Here is a 20,912-nt window from a genome sequence, read left to right on the forward strand (position 1 = left end):
CTCGAGCCAAAGCGCCCGCTGCGCCCTTCACAGGGTGCCGGGCGCTTTTTTTATCGCACGACAACAAAGAGAGACAAGCATGAATCCGGACGCCGCCAAACTCTGGCAAGCCCCCCGATGGGCGCTTGCCGCGCTGCTGGCTGTGCTCGGCATGGTCGGGCCCTTTTCGATCGACACCTACATCCCGGCGTTCTCGGGCATCGCGCAATCGATTGGGGCGACGCCGGTCGAGATGCAGCAGACGCTGTCGGCGTACCTCTTCGGCTTTGCCTTCATGAACCTGTTCCACGGTGCGCTGTCGGACAGCTTCGGGCGTCGGCCGGTCGTGCTGTGGGGTATGGCGGTGTTCACGCTCGCGTCGCTCGGCTGTGCGCTGTCGCAAAGCATCGGCCAACTCGTGCTGTTCCGCGCGCTGCAGGGCCTGTCGACCGGTGCCGGCATCGTGGTGTCGCGTGCGGTGATTCGCGACATGTTTCCGCCCGCCGAAGCACAGCGCGTCATGTCGCAAGTCACGATCTACTTTGGCGTCGCGCCGGCCATTGCGCCCATCGTCGGCGGCTTTTTGTTCGTGCACCTGGGTTGGCACAGCGTGTTCTGGTTTCTGGTGGCGGTCGGCTGCGTGCTGTTCATCGCCAACTACAAGCTGCTGCCAGAGACACTGCATGTCGACCACCGACAGCCCTTCGAGTTCAAACACCTGATGCGCGGCTATCGGGATTTGTGTTCCGACCCGCGCTTTCTGCTGCTTGCGCTGGCCAGCGGCGTGCCGTTCAACGGCATGTTTCTCTACGTGCTCGCTGCACCGGCTTTTCTCGGTGACCATTTGCAGCTCGCGCCGACGCAGTTCTTCTGGTTTTTCCTGCTGACCATCGGCGGCATCATGTCGGGCGCATGGGTCAGCGGCCGCATGGCCGGCAAGGTCACGCCCAAGCGGCAGATTCGCGATGGCTTCCTGATCATGCTGGTCACGTCTATCGCCAACGTGGCGGCCAACGCCGTCTTCGCGCCGCACGCGGCCTGGTCGCTATGGCCGATCGCCTTCTTCGCGTTCGGCTGGGCGCTGATGGTTCCGGTGGTCACGCTGCTGGTACTCGATCTGCATCCCGAACGCCGCGGCATGGCGTCGTCACTGCAGGCCGTCATCGGCTCGACCGCCAACGGCATCGTCGCTGGCGTGATCGCGCCGCTCGTCATGCACTCGCCATTGGCGCTCGCGGTGACGTCGATCCTGATGCTGTCCATCGGGCTCGTGGCGTGGGTCTGGCTGCATGGCCGCTGGCCGGAGATCGGCCGGCGCATCGCGGTCTGAACAGACTGACCACGTCGCAGGCAAGTCACCCGCGCCTGGGCGACGGCGTGAAGCGCGGGCCTTCGGCCTTCATCCACTTTTCCAGCGCTTCCGCGAAGCCTGCAGACGCCGGTGACGTCACGCGGCGCAGCGGCCGGTACAGGCAGACGTGGCGCACGACTTCGGGTGCCGTCACACGACGCATCACCAGGCCCCAGCGCTCACCCGCCCACACGCCGACATAGGCCGGTGACAGCGTCGCTGCCAGGCCCGCCGCGGCAATGCCGAGCGCAGTCGAGATGTTGTCGACCACGTCGATCGGCGTGATGCGCTCTTCTTCCGGCAGGCCGAGCCGCATCTGCGCCACGCTGCGCTCGTGGTCGCGACCGGCGGTGACGAGCGCATGCGCACGCAGGTCGCGCCAGCGCAGCGTGCGCTTGGTGGCCAGCGGATGGTCCGGCGCACACCACAACACCCACGGACTTTCGAACAGCGGCACGCGCTGCACATCGTCGCCGGTCGGCCTGTCAGGACCGATCGCGAGATCGACATCACCACTCGCGACCATCTCGACGAGTTGCTCGACCGCGGCGTCGCGAATGCGGACGACGACCTTGGGCCGCAGCCCTGCGTAGTCGCGGATCGCGCGCGGCAGCATGGCGCTCGCGATAACCATCGGCGCCGCCACTCGCACCAGCCCGGCCGCGCGATTGCGCAGATCGGCAGCGGCCGCTTCGGCCAGCCGCAGGTGCTTGAGCACGGGCTCGATGGCACCCAGAAACTCCTTGCCCGCAGCCGTCAACGCGACGCGACGCGTGCTGCGCTCGAACAATTTGAAGCCAGCCGAAGACTCGAGTTCGACGACGAGTTGACTCACTGCCGATGGCGTGAGCGCCAGTCGATCGGCCGCGGCAGTGAAGCTGAGCGTGTCGGAAACGCTAGTGAAGGCGTCGAGCTGGCGCAGTGTGTAGCGGGGCAATGGCATCGTTCGATTATCCAGCCCAGCTACGCAATCGACCCAAAAGCATCGATTGTCTTCATGGCCGCTAGCAGGGAGACTTGCGACCGTTACAACGAACGAGAGACAACGCGATGCTCGACCACGCGACACACATGACGCTCGCGCTCGAGCTGCACGAATCCGAACGCAGCCGCGTGCAGGTCGAACATTTCTCCAAGCGCTATCCGGCGATGGAGATCGCAGACAGCTATGCCATCCAGCGCGAATGGGTCGCCCTCAAGCTGGCCGAGGGCCGCACCATAAAAGGCCACAAGATCGGCCTCACATCGCGCGCGATGCAGGTGTCGTCGAACATCACCGAGCCGGACTACGGCGCGCTGCTCGACGACATGTTCTTTCGCGAAGGCGCCGACATTCCGGCCGCACGTTTCATTCTTCCGCGCGTCGAGGTCGAGCTCGCCTTCATATTGCAGCGCGACCTGCGTGGCCCCAACGTCAGCATCTTCGACGTGCTCGCAGCGACCGACTACGTGGTGCCCGCCATTGAGATCATCGACGCGCGCATCGAGCAGGCCGATCGCCTCACGAAAGTGCCGCGCAAGGTGTTCGACACCATCGCGGACAACGCCGCCAACGCCGGCATCGTGATGGGCGGCCGGCCGGTCAAGCCCGATGCGGTCGACCTGCGCTGGTGCGGCGCCCTGCTCTACAAGAACGGCGTCATCGAAGAGTCGGGCTTGGCAGCGGCCGTGCTCAACCATCCCGCCAACGGCATCGTGTGGCTGGTCAACAAACTGGCAGCGCACGACGAAGGATTGAAGGCCGGCGAAGTGGTGCTGGCGGGCTCGTTCACGCGGCCTGTAGCAGCGGCGGCGGGCGATGTTTTTCACGCCGACTACGGCCCGCTCGGTGCCATCGCATTTCGATTCGTCTGAACACACCATGACCTCCATGATTCACGTCGCCGGCGTCCACGTCTCGCCCGACCACTACATCGACGGCCAGCGCGTCGCATCGACCGAAACCTTCGAGCTGCGCTCGCCGATCGACCAGCGCGTGCTGGGCCATATCAGCGAAGGCAGCGATGCCCAGGTCGACGCCGCCATCACGGCAGCGCAGCGCGCATTCCCTGCCTGGGCCGCACTTGGCGCCGAAGGCCGCAAGCCCATCCTCGACCGCTTCGCCGACGAAATCGGCAAGCGTGCCGACGCCTTCTGCATGCTCGAATCGAACGATGCCGGCGTGCTGCTGTCGCGCATGAAGCATGGCGTCGTGCCACGCGCGATGCTCAACATCCGCTGGTTCGCCGAGCACGCACTGACGTTGCAAGACAGACCGATCGAGACCGAGCAGGCGACGCACATCGTGCGGCACGATGCGGCCGGCGTCGTCGCCATCATCACGCCGTGGAACGCGCCGCTGATGCTCACGACCTGGAAGCTCGGTCCGGCGTTGGCAGCGGGCAACACGGTCGTCGTCAAACCGCCTGAATGGGCGCCGCTCACCTGCTCGATGCTGGCCGACGCGGCCCATGCGGCCGGCCTGCCGCCGGGTGTTCTCAACTTCGTGCAGGGCGCGGGCGCAACCACCGGCGCGCGTTTGGTGAGTGATCCGCGACTCGCGCGCGTTTCGTTCACCGGTTCGGTCGGTACGGCCAAGCGCATCGCGCAGGCCGCTGCGGCCAACCTCGTGCCATGCAGCCTCGAACTCGGCGGCAAGTCGCCCTTCATCGTGCTCGAAGATGCCGACCTCGACGGCGCTGCTGCGACGGGTGCGCTGATGTACCGCAACGCCGGTCAGGTGTGTCTTGCGGGCACGCGCTTTCTCGTGCACTCGAAGGTCGTCAACGTCTTCGTCTCGCGCATGCGGGCGCATGTCGAACAGCTGACCGTCGGCGATCCGCGCGAGGCTGCAACGGAAGTCGGCCCCATCATTCATCCGCGCCAGGTCGAGCGCGTGAAAGCGTTCGTCGAACGCGCCTTGGCAGACGGCGCCGAGTTGCTGTGGGGCGGCGCAATGCATCCGTTCGGCGCGCAGTATTTCCAGCCGACCATGCTCACTCAGGTGAAGCAGGGTTCGGAGATCGTGCAGAACGAAGTCTTCGGCCCGGTGCTCACGCTGCAGACCTTCGACGACGACGACGAGGTCATCGCCATGGCCAACGGAACCGACTACGGCCTTGGCGGTGTCTGCTACGGAGAGGTGGCGCATGCGACCGCCATTGCCATGCAGGTCGCGACCGGTTTCATCTGGGTCAACTCCTTCGGCATCCGCGATCTGGCGGCGCCGTTCGGCGGCATCAAGCGCTCCGGTGTCGGACGCGAAGGTGGCGACTGGAGCTTCGAATTTTTCTGCGACGTGAAAGACGTCGTCGTGCCGAAGAAGCCTTTCAAGGCCAGCTTCAGCCACCGCTGAAAGGAGAACGACATGGCACAGATCGTCGGCGCCGCACTGGTGTCGCACCACCCCGGCTTGATGCAGGACGACGACTTCCGCGTGAAGATGGGCAACGGCGCGGATTCTGACCTGATCGCTGGTTACCAGCGCCTGCGCGACCGCATCGACGCAGTGCGGCCCGACACCTTCGTGCTGTTCGATACCCACTGGTTCACCACCGGCTACCACCTGGTCGACGGCGGTGCGCACATGCAAGGCACCTACACCTCCGACGAGATGCCCTGGTACCTGCACGGCCAGCACTACGACTACCGCGGATCGCCCTCGCTCGCGGGGCTTATCGAAGAGGTCGCGGTGGAACAGGGCGTGATGAGCAAGGCGATCTATGACGAAGCGTTGCCGCGACATTACGCGACCATCAACGTGGTCAACAAGCTGGTGAGGGGCGAGCGCGTGGTGTCGGTCAGCACCTGCCAGAACTGCCAGCCGCGCCACTACCTCGAGTCGGGCCGCGTCATCGGCGAGGCGATTCGGCGCATGGGCGTTGACATCGGCGAGCGCATCGTGCTGCTGGCTTCCGGGGCGTTGAGTCACAAGTTCAATGAGATCGACTGGGTGCAGAAACATCCGCGGATGTACCACGAGACCAACGTGTCACGGCCATCGAACGTGGCGGCCGACAAGGAAGCGATCGCGCTGCTTGCGCAAGGGCGGCACGACCTCGTCCTCGACCAGTGGGACAGCAAGTTTCGCCCGCTGCCCTGGGAAGGTTTTGGCGGCCATTACCTGCAGATGATCGGTGCGCTCGGTGGCGCCGATTGCCGCAGCAAGGGGACCGCGTTGTCCGACTACGAGAACGCACGCGGTACCGGCAACGTCCACATGTGGTTCGACATCGAGACCACCGAAGCGAAGACAACACTGGAGGCTCTGGCATGAGCAAGTACCTGCACGAATTTCCGTTCGCCGAACTGCCCGCGGTGATGCGCGGCCCGCGTGTCGAGCGCCGCCGTGTGCTGAGCCATGGCTCGCCTTATTGGGGCACTGTGATCGACGGCAACACGCTGCGACTCGACGACGGTCGCGAGGTCGCGCTGGCAGATGTCACGCACCTGCCGCCGTGCGAGCCGACCAAGATCATCTGCGTGCATCTGTCGTACAGCTCGCGCGGCATGGAGACGCGCAACAAGGCCAGGCCGACCGAGACGCCGACCTATTTCACCAAGCCTCCCACCGCGATGAATGCACATGGCGGTGAACTCGTGAAGCCTGCCGACTGCACCTACCTCAACTACGAAGGCGAACTCGCCGTGGTCATCGGCAAGGTGTGCCGCAACGTGACGCCCGACGAAGCGTGGGACTACATGCTCGGCTTCGCGCCGGCGCTCGATATGGGACTGCAGAACTTTCGCGATACGGATCAAGGCTCGATGTTGCGCGTGAAGGGCGCCGACGGGCTGCTGCCGATCGGTCCCGGCCTGGTGACCGGCGTCAACATCTTCGACCAGACCCTGCGCACCTACCGCAACGGCCTGCTCGTGCAGGAGGCCCACATCGGCGAAGAAATGGTCTGGGGCCCGCACTACATGGTGGCCGACATCGCGCGCCACATCACGCTGATGCCCGGCGACGTGGTGCTCACCGGCACGCCGTGTCATTCACGATCGGTCGATCCGGGAGACACGGTCGAGGTGGAGATTACCGGTATCGGGCGCCTTTCGAGTCACGTCGTCGCGGGGCCGGTGCCGCGCGCTTCTGCACTCGGCGTCGGGCATGCACCGACGGATTCGGACGAAGTTCGGCGCGTGGCGATGGGTCACGATCCACGGGTGCCGGATCGCTTCAAGGACAACTACCGGGCGGCGGCGCAAGTCCCCAACCGTTAGGCAGGCTCGGGTGCGGCAGGGGCAGCAGCGACTCTTGCCGAGCTCGCTCCGGTCGCTCGTGCTTCTTCAATGCCGTGGTCGCGACGCCTTCGCGCAATGCCGTCGCCAGCACCGGCACGGTGGTCGTCGCGTCGACGCCCAACGCGCGTACCACGCACACGCCAGAGACACCGCACGCGGCCGCCTCACTCACCTGCCCCGGCTGCAGGATGCCGCCAATCGCAACGACTGGCGCACCGGCCATGGCGTTCCACCAGCGCAAGTTGTCCAGACCTTGCGGGCGCCACGGCATGTCTTTGGTGAGCGTCGGCCACACCGGCCCACACGCCACGTAGCGCGGCGCCAGGGCACGGGTCCGGCACAGCTCCCACAGGCTGTGCGAACTGATGCCGAGTGCCAGCCCGCTGCGCAGCAGCTCGCCGCGACCCGCCTCACCCAGCGCCAGTAAGTCTTCCTGCCCGAGATGCACGCCGCTGGCGCCCAACTCTTGCGCCAGCGCCCAGTGGTCGTTGATGAACAACTCCGCCTTCGCCGCGCGGCAGGCCGCCACGCTGCGCGCGATTTCGTCGCGCAGCAGCGCGGTCCAGCGCGCGTCGGGCGCTTGGGCCGGATTCGCTGCATCGGACAGCGGCGGCGTCTTGATGCGCAGTTGCACCGAGCGCACACCCGCGGCCAATACCTGCCGCACCCGTTCGGCGCTGTCGACGATGGCGTAGAGACCCAGCAACGGGTCGTCGCTGCGGCGTGGTGCCGCGAAGCAGGCCGCCTCGCCCCACGACATGCGCGGCAACAGCGCAGGGTCGGCGTGGAAGCCCGGCAGGGCCATCACAGGTCCCGCGCCCGCGCCCGCCGCATGACCGCCGCGCAGTGCCTGCGTGGTCGCCATCTTTGCCAGGACGAGCGCATCGGCCGCGACGTAGCCGAGTGCCAACGCTGCGGCAACACTGCTCGCGAAAGTGCAGCCGGTGCCGTGGTTGTGCTTCGTGTCGACACGCGGCGATGCGAGCCAGCCGGCGGCGTGCTCGGTGTCGATCCAGTCGAGTGCTTCACGCTCCGCACTCTGCACGTGGTCCGTGCTGTCGCCGCCGGTAATGCAAACCGCCGCAGCGCCGGCCGCGCGCAGTCGCCGGGCGAGTGCCGGCACGTCGCTGCGGCCAGCGTCATCGCTATCGCCAAGGCCGCTGTCGTGCGCCTCCAACAAGCGATGCGCCTCGTGCAGGTTCGGCGTGACGACCGTGGCGCGCGGCAGCAGCAGATCGCGGTACGCCCGCAACACGGCCGCGTCGGCGAACTGCGCACCGGTGCTCGCCCCCAGCACAGGATCGACCACCAGTGCGACAGGGCGCTCGCGTCGCAGCAGGTCGACCCATCGTGCGACGCATTCCACTTGCGCCACACCGCCGAGCAATCCGGTCTTGATGACCAGCGGCGGCATGTCGGCAGCGAGTGCTTCGAGTTGTGCGTCGAGCCACGCGACCGGCAGCGGCTCGATGCGCGCGACGCTGTGCGAGTTCTGCGCGGTGACAGCGGCGACGACCGTACAGAGATGAACGCCGAAGGCATCGGCCGCGCGCTGATCGGCCGCCAGCCCCGCGCCGCCACCGCTGTCGGTGCCGGCGATGCTCCAGATCACGGGCGGCCTCATCGCGCGGCCTCGCCAAGCAGAAACGGCTGGCCGCCGACCGGAGTGCTGGCCACCGCAAAATCTTGCCGCGCCATCACACCGGCTTGCCAGCCACCGCGGCCGGCCTCGACGGCATGGCGAAACGCGGTCGCCATTCGCACCGGATCGCGCGCCTGCGCCACCGCGGAATTCAGCAGCACGGCGTCGAAGCCCATCTCCATCGCCTGCGCCGCGTGCGAGGGCGCACCGAGGCCGGCATCAACGATCAACGTCGCGTCCGGCAACCGCTCGCGCAAGGTGCGCAGGGCCCAGGGGTTGAGCAGGCCCTGCCCAGATCCGATCGGCGCACCCCACGGCATGAGCACGGCGCAGCCCGCGTCGAGCAATCGTCGACAAGTCACCAGATCGTCGGTGCAATACGGCCAGACCACGAAGCCATCGCGCACCAGGGCGTGCGCAGCGACCAGCAGTTCGGCCGGGTCGGGCTGCAGCGTGTGCTCGTCGCCCACGACCTCCAGCTTGATCCACCGGGTGTCGTACATCTCACGCGCCATGTGGGCCAGCGTGACCGCGTCGCGTGCGGTGCGACAGCCGGCGGTGTTGGGCAGCAATCGCGCACCCTGCTGCGCCAATGCCTCGCGCACGATCGTCATGAAGCCGTTGTCGCCACCGCCGCCATCCGTTCTTGCCATCGCGCGCTTCAGGCCGACGGTGACCACCTGCGTGCCGGCTGCTTCGATGGCATCGCGCAACGTATGGGGCGATGGATAGCCGGCCGTGCCCAGCAGGAAGCGGCTGCTCATCGGCACGCCGTCGACCGTCCAGAGGTCGGCAGCGGGTCGTTCTGGTTGCGCCTGTTGTCGTGTCATCGAAGTCTCCCCGGCTCAGCCGCCGACGATGGGTTGAAAGAACAGCACGACATCGCCGCTTTGCAGCACGCGCCGATCGCGTTGAGCGCGCGGCACGAAGTCGCCGTTGATGGCCGTGCTCATGGCCAGCGGGGCGTGGCCCAGCGCCTGCATCAATGCAGCCAGCGTTGTGCCGGCAGCGACCTCGCGCGGTGCACCGTCGAGTTGCACGGTGATCGTTGCGATGGGCATGCCGGGATGCGTGTTTGTGGCGGTGGCGGTGGCGTCGTTCATGCAGCAAGCGCCTCTTCCACCAGCGCTGGCGCCAGCAGCCAGCCATGCCTGAACAGTCCGTTGATGCGCACCAGTCCGTCGCGCACTTCCACCACCGGCGCATGGTCAGGCAACGCCGGTCGCAGGTTGCGGTCGAGCCGCAGGATGCGTGCTTCGGCAAGTGCCGGCAAGACGCTGTGCGCCGCAGCCATCAACTCGACCGCGCTTTGCAGAGACACCGGCGACCGGTCTTCGCTTTCGATCTCGCTGGCGCCCACGATCACAACGTCGCCGGGGCGTGGCACGACATACACGCGGTGCCGCGGATGCAGCAGTCGCACCGGCCGCGTCAGCCCGAGTCCCGGCGCATGCAGCCAGACAGTTTCACCACGAACGCCGCGCACCGGCAAGGCGGGCCGCGCGCCCAGGCCGCGCACGTCGAATACCGTGTCGAAGCGCTGCCAGCCGAGTCCCTCGACGTACAGGGCGCCGGGCTCGAGGTCGGTCACGCGACGCTGCCAACACCAGCGCACACCGGCCGCGCCGTCGTGCAACGCCGCCATCGCGGCAACGGCGTCGATTTGCGCTTCACCCGGCAACAGCCATGCGTGCGCCACGCCCGCCAGCGCCGGCTCGAGCGCTGCCAATGCGGCTGCATCGAGAGTCTCTGCCGGCATCAGCCCAGCGACTTCGTGGTTGCGAAGGCGTGCGAGCACGCGCTCGGCGCTGCCCTTGTCGGCGCGGTGCGCGAGCATCAGACTGCCGCGTTCCGCGAAGTGCGGCGGGCCCGGTAGCTGCCGCACGATGTCGCGCCAAAGCCCAACGGAACGCAGGCCCCGCACGGCGATGTCGGAGGTCGCGTTGTCGAGTTCGGCCAGCGGGCTCAACATGCCGGCCGCGGTGAAGCCGGCGGCACCCTGGCCGTCGAAGCGCGCTACCGCGTCGTCCGCCGGATCGAACACCGTCACCGCATGGCCGGCGCGCGACAGTTGCCAGGCGAGCAAGCGCCCGAGCAAACCGGCACCGGCGATGCCCATGCTTTTGGCGTGCGCCATGGAGAGCGTTGTGGAGGACGTTGTCGAGGACCCCACTAGGCCTGCGGCACGATCGGAATGTAGAGCTCGCCGCCGGCTGCCTTGAACTCGCTGGACTTGCTGGCCATGCCCGCATCGAGCGCCTGTGTTTCCGTCAGGCCGCGCAGTGCCGCGAACTCGCGCACCTCCTGCGTGATCTTCATCGAACAGAATTTCGGGCCGCACATGGAACAGAAGTGCGCGACCTTGCTGCTGTCCTTGGGCAAGGTCTCATCGTGGAATTCGCGTGCCGTGTCGGGGTCAAGACCGAGGTTGAACTGGTCCTGCCAACGAAAGTCGAAACGCGCCTGCGACAGCGCATCGTCACGCGCCCGTGCCCCTGGATGCCCTTTGGCCACGTCGGCCGCATGGGCTGCGATCTTGTAGGCGATGATTCCCTGCTTCACGTCGTCGCGGTCCGGCAGGCCCAGGTGTTCCTTGGGCGTGACGTAGCACAGCATGGCGGTGCCGGCCCAGCCGATCATGGCCGCGCCGATGGCGCTGGCGATGTGGTCGTAGCCCGGCGCGATGTCGATGGTCAACGGGCCGAGTGTGTAGAACGGCGCCTCGTGGCAGGTCTTCAGCTGCTCGTCCATGTTGGCCTGGATCAAGTGCATTGGCACGTGGCCCGGTCCTTCGATCATGGTTTGCACGTCGTGCTTCCAGGCGATCTTCGTGAGCTCGCCCAGCGTGTGCAGTTCGGCGAACTGGGCCTCGTCGTTGGCATCCGATGCGCAGCCCGGGCGCAACGCATCGCCCAGCGAGAAGCTCACGTCGTACGCCTTCATGATGTCGCAGATGTCTTCGAAGTGCGTGTAGAGAAAGCTCTCCTTGTGGTGCGTGATGCACCACTTGGCCATGATCGAGCCGCCGCGCGACACGATGCCGGTACGCCGCCCCGCCGTCAGATGGATGAAGCCCAGGCGCAGTCCGGCGTGGATGGTGAAGTAGTCGACGCCTTGCTCCGCCTGCTCGATCAGCGTGTCGCGGTAGATCTCCCAGGTCAGGTCTTCGGCCACGCCGTTCACCTTCTCGAGCGCCTGGTAAATCGGCACCGTGCCGATCGGTACCGGGCTGTTGCGCACGATCCAGTCGCGCGTGGTGTGGATGTTGCGGCCGGTCGAAAGGTCCATCACGTTGTCGGCGCCCCAGCGGATCGACCACACCAGCTTTTCGACTTCTTCCTCGATGCTCGAGGTGACCGCCGAGTTGCCGATGTTCGCGTTGATCTTGACCTTGAAGTTGCGCCCGATCGCCATCGGCTCGACTTCGGGATGGTTGATGTTGCCCGGGATGATGGCGCGGCCACGGGCCACTTCGTCGCGCACGAACTCGGGCGTGATGATCTTCGGGATCTGCGCGCCCATCGGGTTGCCGGCGAGGCGTTTTTCGCGCGCGGCGTCGGACATGTATTGCGCCATCCATTCGCGCTTGCCGTTTTCGCGCAACGCGACGTATTCCATTTCCGGCGTGACGATGCCGCGCCGCGCGTAGTGCATCTGCGTCACGTTGCCGCTCTGGCCGGCACCGGTGCGGGCGCGCCGTGGCGTGCGTTGCAACGCGGCGGCGCCGGCACGCAATTCGGCAATGCGCTGGGCATCGCGGTCGGCATGCGTGGCACCATCGTCGAGCGCCAGATGCAGGCGGCCTTCGTAGCTTTCGGTGTCGCCGCGCTCGGCCACCCACACATCGCGCACGCTCGGCAGTCCGCGGCGCACGTCGATGTCGATCGCGGCATCGGTGTAAGGGCCGGAGGTGTCGTAGAGCGAGACGCGCTCGCCATTGGTTAACGCCACCTCGCGCACCGGCACGTTGAGGTCTGGGCGGCTGCCGGCGATGACGCCTTTGGTCGAAGCGGGAAAGGGTTCGCGGGTGAGCGCGAGAAGAGACGCGAACTTGTCGATGGCATTCATGCGGGGCACTCCTGGTTGCAAGACAACGGGTGCTCCGCGATGGCTCCTGGGCGGCGCCCGTCATCGGCGGACGGGCACTCAGGGGAGTCGCAGCTCTTCTTACGCTGGTATGAACCAGATCAAGTTCGCGGGTTCGGACTGACCATCTCAGCACGCGCTTGCGTGCACCCCGGAGCGGTGTTGATTCTGGGCACGGTGCGCGCGGAAGTCAACCAGTGCCGCTCGGAACGGAGGTCTTCGAGGACAATGAAGATGCCCCCAAAATACGTCTGACCCCGGGATTTTTCAAGAAAGCGCGATGACCACTTCCGCATCTCCGACTCCCTACAAACGAGACTTCCCGACGGCGTTCGGCGCCATTCGCAAGCTGCTCGCCGATGGCAACGACACGACACAGGTGTTCGTCATCATGCGAGCGCTCAACGGCCCGGTACCGCGCCAGAACTACGCTCGCTTGATGCAGACGCCGGCTGGCAGAAAGCTTGCCTACCGACGCGTCGAACTCGCGGATCGGTTCTCTGATCCGGCCTTCATCGCGAGCTTTGCGCCGGGCACCGTCGGCGCTGAGTACCGCGCGTTTCTTGAACGAACCGGATACAGCGCCGCCGGTCTGGCAGAGATCTCCAATCTCAACCGTGAGCCGCTGGTCGAAGACCCTTACGCATGGAGCGCAAGGCGGACGCGCGACGTGCACGACATCTGGCACGTGCTCACCGGCTACAAGACCGACGAGAGTCTGGGTGAAGCGGCGCTGGTCGCGTTCAGCTTCGCCCAATCGGGCGGACTGGGCTGGGCCTTTATTGCGTTGGCTGCCTCCTTGAAGAGTCTGCGCGTGACTGGAAATGCCGTGTTCGCGCGTGCGGTGATCGAAGGCTGGCGCAACGGCCGAAAGGCGGCGTGGCTACTGGGTGAAGACTACGAGTTGCTTTTGAACGAGCCGCTGCCCGCAGCGCGCGAACGCCTCGGCATCGCGCCTCCAACCCGCTATGTGTCGGCGCAAGGCGTGCTGGCCGAGCATCTCGCCTGATGGCGCTCGTTCGATGACGCCTATGCGGCGGCTGCCCGGCTCGGCGCTTCTCCTGGCCGCCGCATTGCTCTCGGGTTGTGCCAGTCAGCAAACTTCAGCGCCCCGCGCGCCACGCGCCGCGCTGTCATCGGAGCAAGCCAACGACATCGCGATCCATGCACTCGGCCTGGTCGGTACGCCCTATCGATACGGGGGCAATACGATCGAAGGCGGCTTCGATTGCAGCGGCCTCATCGGCTATGTCTACCGCTCCCGCATGGGCGCCGCGCCGCCGCGCACGGTGGCGCAACTCTCCGACTTCGGAGATCCGGTAGCGACACGCGAACTCCGCTCCGGCGACATGGTGCTTTTCGGACACGGACGGCCGACGCATGCCGGCATCTACGTCGGTGAAGGGCGCTTCGTGCATGCGCCTTCGACTGGTGGCGAAGTACGGCTCGACCGGCTCGACGGTCCTTACTGGTCGCGGCAGACGCTCAAGGTGCGGCGGCTTTGATGTGCGTCAAGGCCGACGACATCGCTTGGCCGGAAGATCGCGCCAGACACTTGAGGATCGATCCATGTTCAAACGCATTCTTGTCGCCACCGACGGCTCTACGTTGTCGAAGAAGGCCGTGCGCGCTGCCATCACGCTGGCGGCGCTGCACGACGCGCAACTGGTCGCGCTGACCGTCGTGCCGCGCTATCCGACGAGCTACCTCGATGGCGCGATGGCGTTTTCTGCCGAGGAAATCGCAACCACCGAAAAGCGCTGGGCCGATTCCGCGCAAGCCGTGCTCGACGACATCGTTACGGCCGCCAAGGCCAAAGGCGTGGACATCAAGACCGCGACCATGAGTTCCGATCAGGTGGCCGAGTCGGTGATCCGCGCGGCACGCAAGCATCGCAGCGACCTGATCGTGATGGCATCGCATGGCCGCAAGGGGTTGAAGCGGTTGCTGCTGGGCAGCGAGACGCAGCATGTGCTCACGCACTCTTCTCTGCCGGTGCTGGTGCTGCGCTGAAGCTCATCTGAACATCAAGGAAGCAACCGCTGCCACAACGGCTTGCGCTTTGGCTCCAACGCCTCCAACGTCCCGTTGATGGTCGTCGCGCCGGCGAAGCGACGTCGCGCTTCCTCCTCGTGCGCTTGCGCCACATGACGTGCCCCCTCGTCGCCATGCATGACCGCGCGGCGCCAGTTCAAGGTGCGTGCAATGAGGTCTTGATCTGTCAGTTGGTCGGGTTGTGTCATGCCCGGATTGTCAGTTACATATCAGTTACAAATAGGGAACTTTCGCACGGCTGCGAGCTAAAAGCGGGCTGCGCGCCTCAGGGTCATTGCATCCGTGAATTACGCCACTCGCGCGGTGACCGACCGAAGCGCTCACGGAACGCGCGGCTGAAATGCGCGGCGTCGTTGAAGCCGCGCGCATAGGCGATTTCACCCACAGGCCGACCGACCAGCCGTGGCTCGAGCAGGTCTTTGCTGCACGCTTGGAGTCGGCGTTCCCAGATGTATTGCGAGGCGGTGAGCGGCTCGCTCTTGAAGACCCGATGGATGTGGCTGGCCGACACACCGAGCTCGGCGGCCAGGCTGCTCACGGACAACGTCGGGTCGGCCAGTTGCTCGTCGATGCGGCGCTTCACGCGCGCCAAGTGATAGGCCGTCAGATTGCTGAGGCCGGGTGCGCGCGCCGCCGGCAAGGTCTGCAGACCCGCGACAAGAATGCTCTGCACGCCGTTGGCCACGGCGAGCGCTGAAGCCGGCTGCAAGGTGTCGATGTCTTCTCGCAGCGTGCGAATCATGCCGAGCAACAGGTGCCCGGCGCCTTCACGGCCGGACACCGTGGTGGCGGTCAGTGTTTCGGTGTTGCGCAGTTCGCTGCGCAGGCGCTCGCCCGGCAGCTTGAGCACGATCTGCTCGAACGCATCGTCGAACAGCAACTCGTAGGGCCGAGTGCTGTCGTACAGCGCAAAGTCGCCGGCCGACAGCACCGCGTCGCGGCCGTCTTGCCGCACCACCCCTTTGCCGCGCGCCTGGATGCTCACCAGAAAATAATCGTCCGACGAGCGTGCAATGTGGCCTGCGGTGCGCGTCACGTTCTGTGCGCTCGACGTCACCACAGACACGTCGAGGCTGGGCAGCGTGTGCTGCCGGATGCTGCCTTCGAAATTGCCCGCCTCGTCCGGGCGTACCGGATCGCATCCGAGCTGCACGTAGACGTTGCAGATCATGTCGGTCCAGTAGGCGAGTCGCTGGTTGCGTGGAACCGCGTCGGTGCTGAGCAATTGATTCATGGGTAACTCCCGAAGTGCGTTCTCGAAATGCGTTCTGCCACGCTGGAACAAGAACGCCGCGCGTGTCGGACAAAGTGTTTGCTGGCGGCGAACTTACGCTTCAAGCAACCCGCATGCCATCGCGCAAACCCGAAGCGCACGGCGCGGCCGATCCTTCCAACCCGCCAGGAGAAATCAACATGCCCCGTGCTGCCCATCCCAAGTTTCGCGTCGCTGCCGTGCAGGCGGCGCCGGTGTTCCTCGACCTCGACGGCACCATCGACAAGACCATCGACCTGATGGCCGACGCTGCCGCGCAAGGCGTCAAGCTCATCGCGTTTCCGGAGACCTGGCTGCCAGGCTATCCGTGGTGGATCTGGCTCGATTCACCAGCGTGGGGCATGCAGTTCGTGCAGCGCTACAACGACACCTCGCTGGTGGTCGGCTCACCCGACTTCGACCGGCTCCGCGATGCGGCGCGCAAGCACAAGATCTGGCTGTCCACGGGCTACAGCGAGAAAGCCGGCGGTAGCCTCTACATCGCGCAGATGCTGATCGACGACCAGGGCAACACGGTGCAGACGCGCCGCAAGCTCAAGCCCACGCACGTCGAGCGCACGGTGTTCGGCGAAGGCGACGGCTCCGACCTGACGGTGTGCGAAACAGCGATCGGCAATATCGGCTCGCTCTGCTGCTGGGAGCATCTGCAACCGCTCAGCAAGTACGCCATGTACGCGCAGAACGAGCAGATCCATTGCGGCGCATGGCCGAGCTTTTCTCTTTACCGCGGTGGCGCATACGCGCTTGGAGCCGAGGTCAACAACGCGGCGAGCCAGGTCTATGCGGCGGAAGGCCAGTGCTTCGTGATCGCACCCTGTGCCACCGTGTCGCCGACGATGAGCGACCTGCTGTGCACCGACGCGGGCAAGAAGCAGATGCTGCTCACCGGAGGCGGCTTCGCGCGCATCTACGGCCCGGACGGCTCGCCAATGGGAACCAATCTCCCGGAAGACCAGGAAGGCCTGGTCATCGCCGACATCGACCTCGGAATGATCTCGCTCGCCAAGGCGGCGGGGGACCCGAGCGGGCACTACTCGCGGCCCGACGTCACGCGCCTGCTGTTGAACAAGACACGGCGTGAGGCGGTGGTTTTCGAGCGGCCGGCCGAGCGCGAATCGGGTGCGTTCGAGGTGGCGGCGGCGGTCGCCCCTTCGCCCACCGTTGCCGCGGAATCCACCTCGCCAGGCGCGCGCGTCCCGCTCGCTGCCTGACCGCAACCGACATTGCAACCCAGCCACGGAGCACCTCATGGAATCCGCCATCGCAGAGCATTTGAAGTGTCCGCGTACACGGCATCGCCGGGTCGAGGACGACTACGCACCGCCCTACCCGGTGTGGTCGGCGCGTGCCGCGCCGTCGGTCACGCAGGTCGTAATGGGCTACTTCGGCGTGCAGTCGCGCGGCGTTGCGATGCAGGGCAAAGCCTGCGCTGCACTGATGAAGATCGCTGCCGGCTTCGCGCTTGCCGACGGACCGGGCCATCACGACCTCACGCACTATGTCGATACCGATGGCTTCGACAACATGATCGCCATCGCGTACTGGAACGACACGGCGAGCCATGCACGCTGGTGCGCGACTCCCGCAATCGATGCATGGTGGTACGACGACGCGCGGCTCACCGAAGGGCTCGGCTACTTTCGCGAGATCGCATCGCCGCGTGTCGAGCACTACGAGACCATGTTCAACACGCCCGATCGCTTCGAAGGTGTCGGCATGGTCATGGGCGAACTCAGCGGCGAACTGCAGGAGCACGGCTACTGGGGCTCGATGCGCGACCGCATTCCACTGTCGCAGACCGATGCGATGTCGCCGTCGGGCTCGCGCGCAATCGTGACCGGTGCGCCGCTGCCAGGTCAGCGCGTTCAAGTCGCTGGTCACCAGAACATCGCGATGATCCGCTCCGGTCAGGAATGGGCCGACACCGCGGGCACGGAACGCACGATGTACGTCGAAGAAATGGAGCCCGTGTTGCGCGAAGGCATGGACTTTCTGCGCGACCGGGGTTTGTCGATCGGCTGCTACAGCAACCGCTACATGACCCATCTCGACGCCGCGGGTGCGCCACTGCAAAAGTCGTTCGGTCTCAGCTATTGGCGGTCATTGGCAGACATGGAACGCTGGGCCGAATCGCATCCGACGCACGTGGCGATCTTCGGAGGCTTCATGCGCTACGTGCAGGCGCTCGAGTTCCAGGTCAAGCTGCGCGTGTATCACGAGGTCTCGGTGTTGAAGGCGGACGAGCAGCGCTACGAGTACATCAACTGCCATGCACGCACCGGACTCATGAACGGCTTGCAACATGCGAGTTGAGTAGACAACGAAAGGCCCGCCGTCTTGCGAGGGCGGGCCTTTCGATCAAGCGCCATTGAGGCGCTGACATTCGGTTTAGCGCGTCGGCTTGAACGGAGCGCGCTTGGCAGCTTCGCGAGGAACGAACACCTTGCCGGCACCACCGTGGCCTGCACCATGACCAGCGCTTGCGCCGCGGGGCGCGAAGCCCTCGCTGCGACCACCGCCAGCACCACCGCGCGGTGCGCCATCGCCGAAGCCAGGCTTGCGACCGTAGCCGCCGCCTTCTTCGCGAGCACCGCCACCGAAGCCGGCATTGTTGCCACCGCCGAAGCCGCTATTGCCGCCGCCGTTACCGCCGCTGTTGCCCTGGTAGTTGCCACGCGGGCCCGGTGCGCTCGGACCACGCGGAGCGCGGTCGTTGAAGCCGGTCGCACCAGCGTAGTTGCTGTTGCCGCCACCGAAGCCGCCGCCATTGCCGCCGCCGAAGCCACCACGATGGCCGCCAGCGCCACCACCGCCGCCGAACTTGCGGTCGCGCGAATGGTTGTCACGGCTGTCGCGGGCACCGCCGCGGAACTCGCCCATCGGCGGGCGCGATTGCGGCATGCGCTGTTGCGGTTCCAGACCGGGGATGGTCTCGGAGTTGAACTGCTGACGGCTGTACTGCTCGATGTCCATGATCTTGCGGCGATCGCGGAACTCGGCGAACGTGATGGCCAAACCATCGCGCCCTGCACGGCCTGTACGACCGATGCGGTGGGTGTAATCCTCGGCCTTCATCGGCAAGCCGAAGTTGAAGACGTGGGTGATCGTCGGCACGTCGATGCCGCGAGCGGCCACGTCCGTTGCCACCAGGATCTGCACCTGGCCCTGGCGCAGTGCCATCAGGCGACGATTGCGCAGGCCCTGGCTCAGCGCGCCATGCAATGCCACGGCGCTGAAGCCGGTTTGCTGCAGGTCGGCGGCGAGGCCGTCGCACTCGACTTGCGTGCTGGCGAACACGATCGCCTGGTTGATGGTCGTGTCACGCAACCAATGGTCGAGCAGCTTGCGCTTGTGCTGGCTGTTGTCGGCCCAGAACAGCACTTGCTTGATGTTCGCGTGCTTTTCTTGTGGGCTGTCGATGGTGATGCGCTGGGGTTCGCGCATCACGCGCTGGGCCAGTTGCTGAATGCGCGGCGCAAAAGTCGCGCTGAACATCATCGTTTGCTGGCGCCCGATCGTGAGCTGGTTCACTTCTGCGAGATCGTCGGAAAAACCGAGGTCGAGCATGCGGTCGGCTTCGTCGACGACCAGAAACTTGACCTGATCGAGCTTGATTTGCATCGAGCGCTGCAGGTCGAGCAAACGACCTGGCGTGGCGACGACGAGGTCGGCGTTCTGCAGCTTGGCGATCTGCAACTGGTAGGGCATGCCGCCCACCACGTTGGCGATGCGCAGGCCGCGGCAATGCTTGACCAGCTCGATGGCGTCGTGTGCGACCTGCTGCGCGAGCTCGCGCGTCGGGCACAGGATCAAGGCGCCGGGCGTGGCAGCCTTGAAATTGCGGTTGCTGGTCGGGTCTTTGCGCTTCGGCTTCTTGAGCGGTGCTTCGCCGCGGGCAGCAGCTTCAGCGGCCTGGCGCTGAAACTCGGCCTTGGCTTCGGCTTCGGCCTCTGCCTGGCGCTTGAGCAGCGTGTGCAGCACAGGCAGCAGGAAAGCGGCGGTCTTGCCGCTGCCGGTCTGGCTCGACACCATCAGGTCGACGAAACGTGCAGCGCCGTTTTGATCGACATCGCCACCCATGGCGAGCGGAATGACCTTGTCTTGCACGGTGGTCGGCTGGGTGAAGCCCAGGTCGGCCACGGCGGCGATCAGTTCAGGTGCGAGGCCGAGGCGGATGAAGCCGTTTGGCAGCGCAGGCGCTTGCACGATTGCTTCATCAGCAGCGGTAGCGATTTCGTTGCTTGGTTCGACATCCGGCGCGACTGCGTCGAGTGCTTCCAGGATGGGCGCTTCCGACACGGTGTCGGGAGCAACGGAAAACTCAGTGGATTGCACAGGCGCGAATTCGCCCTGCGCTTCAAAAGCGTCGGTCATGATTCAATCTTCATACGCGAGCGCTGCCGTGAGCGGCGCTCCGTTGGTGGTTAAAAACATCAACCATCCAACGACATTCAGCAGAGGCTTTCGCCAGGGCTGCGGCCTTTTTGATTTGCAGCCGGAACCAGAAAGACTGGTTACCGAAAGCAATCGGGCGCGGTGTGCAAGACAGGGAGATGCGAGAGACGCTGCCGTTGCCACCTAAGGCTCACTGCAGCGAAGCCATCGATTATCGCATGGCTCCGGGTTTTTACCTAATCGTCAGTCGGTCAAACGCAGAAAGGTGGTGCGGTAGTGCGCCAGCTCTTCGATCGACTCGTGCACGTCGGCCAGTGCGGTGTGCGCTTGCTGCTTCTTGAAGCTGCTGTACGCACTCGGCTTCCAGCGCTTGGCCAGTTCCTTCAACGTGCTCACATCAAGGTTGCGGTAGTGAAAGTACGCCTCGAGCTTCGGCATGTACTTGACCAGAAACCGCCGGTCCTGACCGATGGTGTTGCCGCACATCGGCGAGCTGTTCTTGGGAATGTATTTAGAGACGAACTCGAGCATCTGCTGCTCGGCGGCCGCTTCGTCGAGCGTCGACGCTTTCACCTTGTCGACCAAGCCGCTACGGCCATGCGTGCCCTTGTTCCACGCATCCATGGCGTCCAGCACTTCGTCGGTCTGGTGAATGACCAGCACGGGGCCTTCGATCCGAGGCGTCAGATCGGGACCGGTGACGACAACGGCGATCTCGAGCAAGCGCTCTTTTTCCGGATCGAGGCCGCTCATCTCGCAATCGAGCCAGACCAGGTTCAGGTCGCTCTTTTTAAGCGTTACAGGCGCTGCGGCGGACGCAGGGGTCGCGGTTGCAGCAGTGGTCGGAGCACCAGTCGAATCAGTAGGTTCAGGCATCGGGGGATTGTCACCGATGGCCTGCGAGGCGC

At 65.5% G+C, this 20,912-nt stretch carries 20 protein-coding genes and 1 riboswitch; of the genes, 10 read left to right on the forward strand and 10 right to left on the reverse strand.

Annotated features, from left to right (window positions below):
* Positions 1 to 79: 79 nt before the first annotated feature.
* The gene (locus tag H7F36_RS21260) at positions 80 to 1,309 is read left to right on the forward strand and encodes a multidrug effflux MFS transporter (RefSeq protein ID WP_187052630.1); all 1,230 of its coding nucleotides are present in this window, start codon (positions 80 to 82) and stop codon (positions 1,307 to 1,309) included.
* A gap of 25 nt (positions 1,310 to 1,334) precedes the next feature.
* Here the strand turns inward: H7F36_RS21260 and H7F36_RS21265 are convergent, their stop codons facing one another.
* On the reverse strand, positions 1,335 to 2,273 hold the full coding sequence (locus tag H7F36_RS21265; RefSeq protein WP_187052631.1) for a LysR family transcriptional regulator: 939 nt from the start codon (positions 2,271 to 2,273) through the stop codon (positions 1,335 to 1,337).
* A 107-nt stretch (positions 2,274 to 2,380) separates the two neighbouring features.
* Between H7F36_RS21265 and hpaH the strand changes: the two genes are divergently transcribed.
* Genes hpaH through H7F36_RS21285 form a run of 4 tightly spaced genes read left to right on the forward strand, consistent with a single transcriptional unit; the run spans position 2,381 to position 6,532 of the window.
* On the forward strand, positions 2,381 to 3,184 hold the full coding sequence (gene hpaH / locus H7F36_RS21270) for a 2-oxo-hept-4-ene-1,7-dioate hydratase (RefSeq protein ID WP_187052632.1): 804 nt from the start codon (positions 2,381 to 2,383) through the stop codon (positions 3,182 to 3,184).
* A gap of 7 nt (positions 3,185 to 3,191) precedes the next feature.
* Positions 3,192 to 4,664, forward strand: coding sequence for an aldehyde dehydrogenase family protein (locus tag H7F36_RS21275; RefSeq protein ID WP_187052633.1), 1,473 nt, complete (start codon positions 3,192 to 3,194; stop codon positions 4,662 to 4,664).
* Between the two features lie 12 nt (positions 4,665 to 4,676).
* Positions 4,677 to 5,585, forward strand: coding sequence for an extradiol ring-cleavage dioxygenase (locus H7F36_RS21280; protein ID WP_187052634.1), 909 nt, complete (start codon positions 4,677 to 4,679; stop codon positions 5,583 to 5,585).
* The gene (locus tag H7F36_RS21285; protein ID WP_187052635.1) at positions 5,582 to 6,532 is read left to right on the forward strand and encodes a fumarylacetoacetate hydrolase family protein; all 951 of its coding nucleotides are present in this window, start codon (positions 5,582 to 5,584) and stop codon (positions 6,530 to 6,532) included. The genes H7F36_RS21280 and H7F36_RS21285 overlap by 4 nt, the downstream gene beginning before the upstream one ends.
* Here H7F36_RS21285 and H7F36_RS21290 read toward each other — a convergent pair.
* From H7F36_RS21290 to thiC, 5 genes are read right to left on the reverse strand one after another with little or no spacing between them, the layout of a single operon-like run.
* A complete protein-coding gene (locus tag H7F36_RS21290) occupies positions 6,489 to 8,177 on the reverse strand; it encodes a bifunctional hydroxymethylpyrimidine kinase/phosphomethylpyrimidine kinase (RefSeq protein WP_187052636.1) in 1,689 nt (562 codons plus the stop codon). The two genes, H7F36_RS21285 and H7F36_RS21290, sit on opposite strands and share 44 nt — an antisense overlap.
* Positions 8,174 to 9,025, reverse strand: a complete 852-nt coding sequence (locus H7F36_RS21295; protein ID WP_187052637.1) for a thiazole synthase — start codon at positions 9,023 to 9,025, stop codon at positions 8,174 to 8,176. The genes H7F36_RS21290 and H7F36_RS21295 overlap by 4 nt, the downstream gene beginning before the upstream one ends.
* Positions 9,026 to 9,040: 15 nt before the next feature.
* Positions 9,041 to 9,298 (reverse strand): sulfur carrier protein ThiS, encoded by a 258-nt coding sequence (gene thiS / locus H7F36_RS21300; RefSeq protein ID WP_261802429.1) that lies wholly within the window; start codon positions 9,296 to 9,298, stop codon positions 9,041 to 9,043.
* Positions 9,295 to 10,332 carry an FAD-dependent oxidoreductase gene (locus H7F36_RS21305; protein WP_187052638.1) on the reverse strand — a complete coding sequence of 346 codons (1,038 nt, stop codon included), beginning with the start codon at positions 10,330 to 10,332 and terminating at the stop codon, positions 9,295 to 9,297. The genes thiS and H7F36_RS21305 overlap by 4 nt, the downstream gene beginning before the upstream one ends.
* Positions 10,333 to 10,367: 35 nt before the next feature.
* Positions 10,368 to 12,263, reverse strand: coding sequence for a phosphomethylpyrimidine synthase ThiC (gene thiC / locus H7F36_RS21310; RefSeq protein ID WP_187052639.1), 1,896 nt, complete (start codon positions 12,261 to 12,263; stop codon positions 10,368 to 10,370).
* A gap of 79 nt (positions 12,264 to 12,342) precedes the next feature.
* Positions 12,343 to 12,445: riboswitch (TPP riboswitch) on the reverse strand.
* Positions 12,446 to 12,561: 116 nt separating this feature from the next.
* On the opposite strand from thiC, the gene H7F36_RS21315 reads away from it, so the two are divergent.
* The 3 genes from H7F36_RS21315 (at position 12,562) to H7F36_RS21325 (ending at position 14,294) form a co-directional block, all read left to right on the forward strand.
* Positions 12,562 to 13,290: a Coq4 family protein gene (locus H7F36_RS21315; protein WP_187052640.1), complete on the forward strand. Its 729-nt coding sequence runs from the start codon at positions 12,562 to 12,564 to the stop codon at positions 13,288 to 13,290.
* A 22-nt stretch (positions 13,291 to 13,312) separates the two neighbouring features.
* Positions 13,313 to 13,786, forward strand: a complete 474-nt coding sequence (locus tag H7F36_RS21320; RefSeq protein WP_187055142.1) for a C40 family peptidase — start codon at positions 13,313 to 13,315, stop codon at positions 13,784 to 13,786.
* Positions 13,787 to 13,850: 64 nt separating this feature from the next.
* Positions 13,851 to 14,294 carry a universal stress protein gene (locus tag H7F36_RS21325; protein WP_187052641.1) on the forward strand — a complete coding sequence of 148 codons (444 nt, stop codon included), beginning with the start codon at positions 13,851 to 13,853 and terminating at the stop codon, positions 14,292 to 14,294.
* A gap of 14 nt (positions 14,295 to 14,308) precedes the next feature.
* On the opposite strand, the gene H7F36_RS21330 is transcribed toward H7F36_RS21325, so the two are convergent.
* Together H7F36_RS21330 and H7F36_RS21335 are read right to left on the reverse strand one after the other, a co-directional pair.
* Positions 14,309 to 14,524, reverse strand: coding sequence for a hypothetical protein (locus H7F36_RS21330; RefSeq protein WP_187052642.1), 216 nt, complete (start codon positions 14,522 to 14,524; stop codon positions 14,309 to 14,311).
* A gap of 83 nt (positions 14,525 to 14,607) precedes the next feature.
* Complete coding sequence (locus tag H7F36_RS21335; protein WP_187052643.1) at positions 14,608 to 15,570, reverse strand: helix-turn-helix domain-containing protein; 963 nt, start codon at positions 15,568 to 15,570, stop codon at positions 14,608 to 14,610.
* 179 nt (positions 15,571 to 15,749) lie between these two features.
* Here H7F36_RS21335 and H7F36_RS21340 point away from each other — a divergent pair, with 179 nt between their 5' ends.
* Both H7F36_RS21340 and H7F36_RS21345 read left to right on the forward strand, forming a co-directional pair.
* A complete protein-coding gene (locus H7F36_RS21340; RefSeq protein ID WP_187055143.1) occupies positions 15,750 to 16,820 on the forward strand; it encodes a carbon-nitrogen hydrolase family protein in 1,071 nt (356 codons plus the stop codon).
* Between the two features lie 37 nt (positions 16,821 to 16,857).
* Positions 16,858 to 17,922: a phenylacetaldoxime dehydratase family protein gene (locus tag H7F36_RS21345; RefSeq protein ID WP_187052644.1), complete on the forward strand. Its 1,065-nt coding sequence runs from the start codon at positions 16,858 to 16,860 to the stop codon at positions 17,920 to 17,922.
* A gap of 75 nt (positions 17,923 to 17,997) precedes the next feature.
* Here H7F36_RS21345 and H7F36_RS21350 read toward each other — a convergent pair whose 3' ends face one another.
* Positions 17,998 to 19,983 carry a DEAD/DEAH box helicase gene (locus tag H7F36_RS21350; protein WP_187052645.1) on the reverse strand — a complete coding sequence of 662 codons (1,986 nt, stop codon included), beginning with the start codon at positions 19,981 to 19,983 and terminating at the stop codon, positions 17,998 to 18,000.
* 264 nt (positions 19,984 to 20,247) lie between these two features.
* Positions 20,248 to 20,880, reverse strand: coding sequence for an oligoribonuclease (gene orn / locus H7F36_RS21355; RefSeq protein WP_187052646.1), 633 nt, complete (start codon positions 20,878 to 20,880; stop codon positions 20,248 to 20,250).
* Between the last annotated feature and the right edge of the window lie 32 nt (positions 20,881 to 20,912).

Origin of the sequence: Variovorax sp. PAMC28562 (assembly GCF_014303735.1) — a bacterium.
Lineage (GTDB): Bacteria > Pseudomonadota > Gammaproteobacteria > Burkholderiales > Burkholderiaceae_C > Variovorax.

Excerpts from the sequence above, each read along its gene's own strand:
- thiC (WP_187052639.1), bottom strand. The coding sequence starts at position 12,263 with ATGAATGCCATCGACAAGTTCGCGTCTCTTCTCGCGCTCACCCGCGAA.
- H7F36_RS21330 (WP_187052642.1), bottom strand. The coding sequence starts at position 14,524 with ATGACACAACCCGACCAACTGACAGATCAAGACCTCATTGCACGCACC.
- H7F36_RS21280 (WP_187052634.1), top strand. The coding sequence starts at position 4,677 with ATGGCACAGATCGTCGGCGCCGCACTGGTGTCGCACCACCCCGGCTTG.
- H7F36_RS21350 (WP_187052645.1), bottom strand. The coding sequence starts at position 19,983 with ATGACCGACGCTTTTGAAGCGCAGGGCGAATTCGCGCCTGTGCAATCC.
- H7F36_RS21325 (WP_187052641.1), top strand. The coding sequence starts at position 13,851 with ATGTTCAAACGCATTCTTGTCGCCACCGACGGCTCTACGTTGTCGAAG.
- H7F36_RS21295 (WP_187052637.1), bottom strand. The coding sequence starts at position 9,025 with ATGACACGACAACAGGCGCAACCAGAACGACCCGCTGCCGACCTCTGG.
- H7F36_RS21290 (WP_187052636.1), bottom strand. The coding sequence starts at position 8,177 with ATGAGGCCGCCCGTGATCTGGAGCATCGCCGGCACCGACAGCGGTGGC.
- H7F36_RS21265 (WP_187052631.1), bottom strand. The coding sequence starts at position 2,273 with ATGCCATTGCCCCGCTACACACTGCGCCAGCTCGACGCCTTCACTAGC.
- H7F36_RS21335 (WP_187052643.1), bottom strand. The coding sequence starts at position 15,570 with ATGAATCAATTGCTCAGCACCGACGCGGTTCCACGCAACCAGCGACTC.
- hpaH (WP_187052632.1), top strand. The coding sequence starts at position 2,381 with ATGCTCGACCACGCGACACACATGACGCTCGCGCTCGAGCTGCACGAA.
- H7F36_RS21305 (WP_187052638.1), bottom strand. The coding sequence starts at position 10,332 with ATGGCGCACGCCAAAAGCATGGGCATCGCCGGTGCCGGTTTGCTCGGG.
- H7F36_RS21285 (WP_187052635.1), top strand. The coding sequence starts at position 5,582 with ATGAGCAAGTACCTGCACGAATTTCCGTTCGCCGAACTGCCCGCGGTG.
- orn (WP_187052646.1), bottom strand. The coding sequence starts at position 20,880 with ATGCCTGAACCTACTGATTCGACTGGTGCTCCGACCACTGCTGCAACC.
- H7F36_RS21315 (WP_187052640.1), top strand. The coding sequence starts at position 12,562 with ATGACCACTTCCGCATCTCCGACTCCCTACAAACGAGACTTCCCGACG.
- thiS (WP_261802429.1), bottom strand. The coding sequence starts at position 9,298 with ATGAACGACGCCACCGCCACCGCCACAAACACGCATCCCGGCATGCCC.
- H7F36_RS21340 (WP_187055143.1), top strand. The coding sequence starts at position 15,750 with ATGCCCCGTGCTGCCCATCCCAAGTTTCGCGTCGCTGCCGTGCAGGCG.
- H7F36_RS21345 (WP_187052644.1), top strand. The coding sequence starts at position 16,858 with ATGGAATCCGCCATCGCAGAGCATTTGAAGTGTCCGCGTACACGGCAT.
- H7F36_RS21275 (WP_187052633.1), top strand. The coding sequence starts at position 3,192 with ATGACCTCCATGATTCACGTCGCCGGCGTCCACGTCTCGCCCGACCAC.
- H7F36_RS21260 (WP_187052630.1), top strand. The coding sequence starts at position 80 with ATGAATCCGGACGCCGCCAAACTCTGGCAAGCCCCCCGATGGGCGCTT.
- H7F36_RS21320 (WP_187055142.1), top strand. The coding sequence starts at position 13,313 with ATGCGGCGGCTGCCCGGCTCGGCGCTTCTCCTGGCCGCCGCATTGCTC.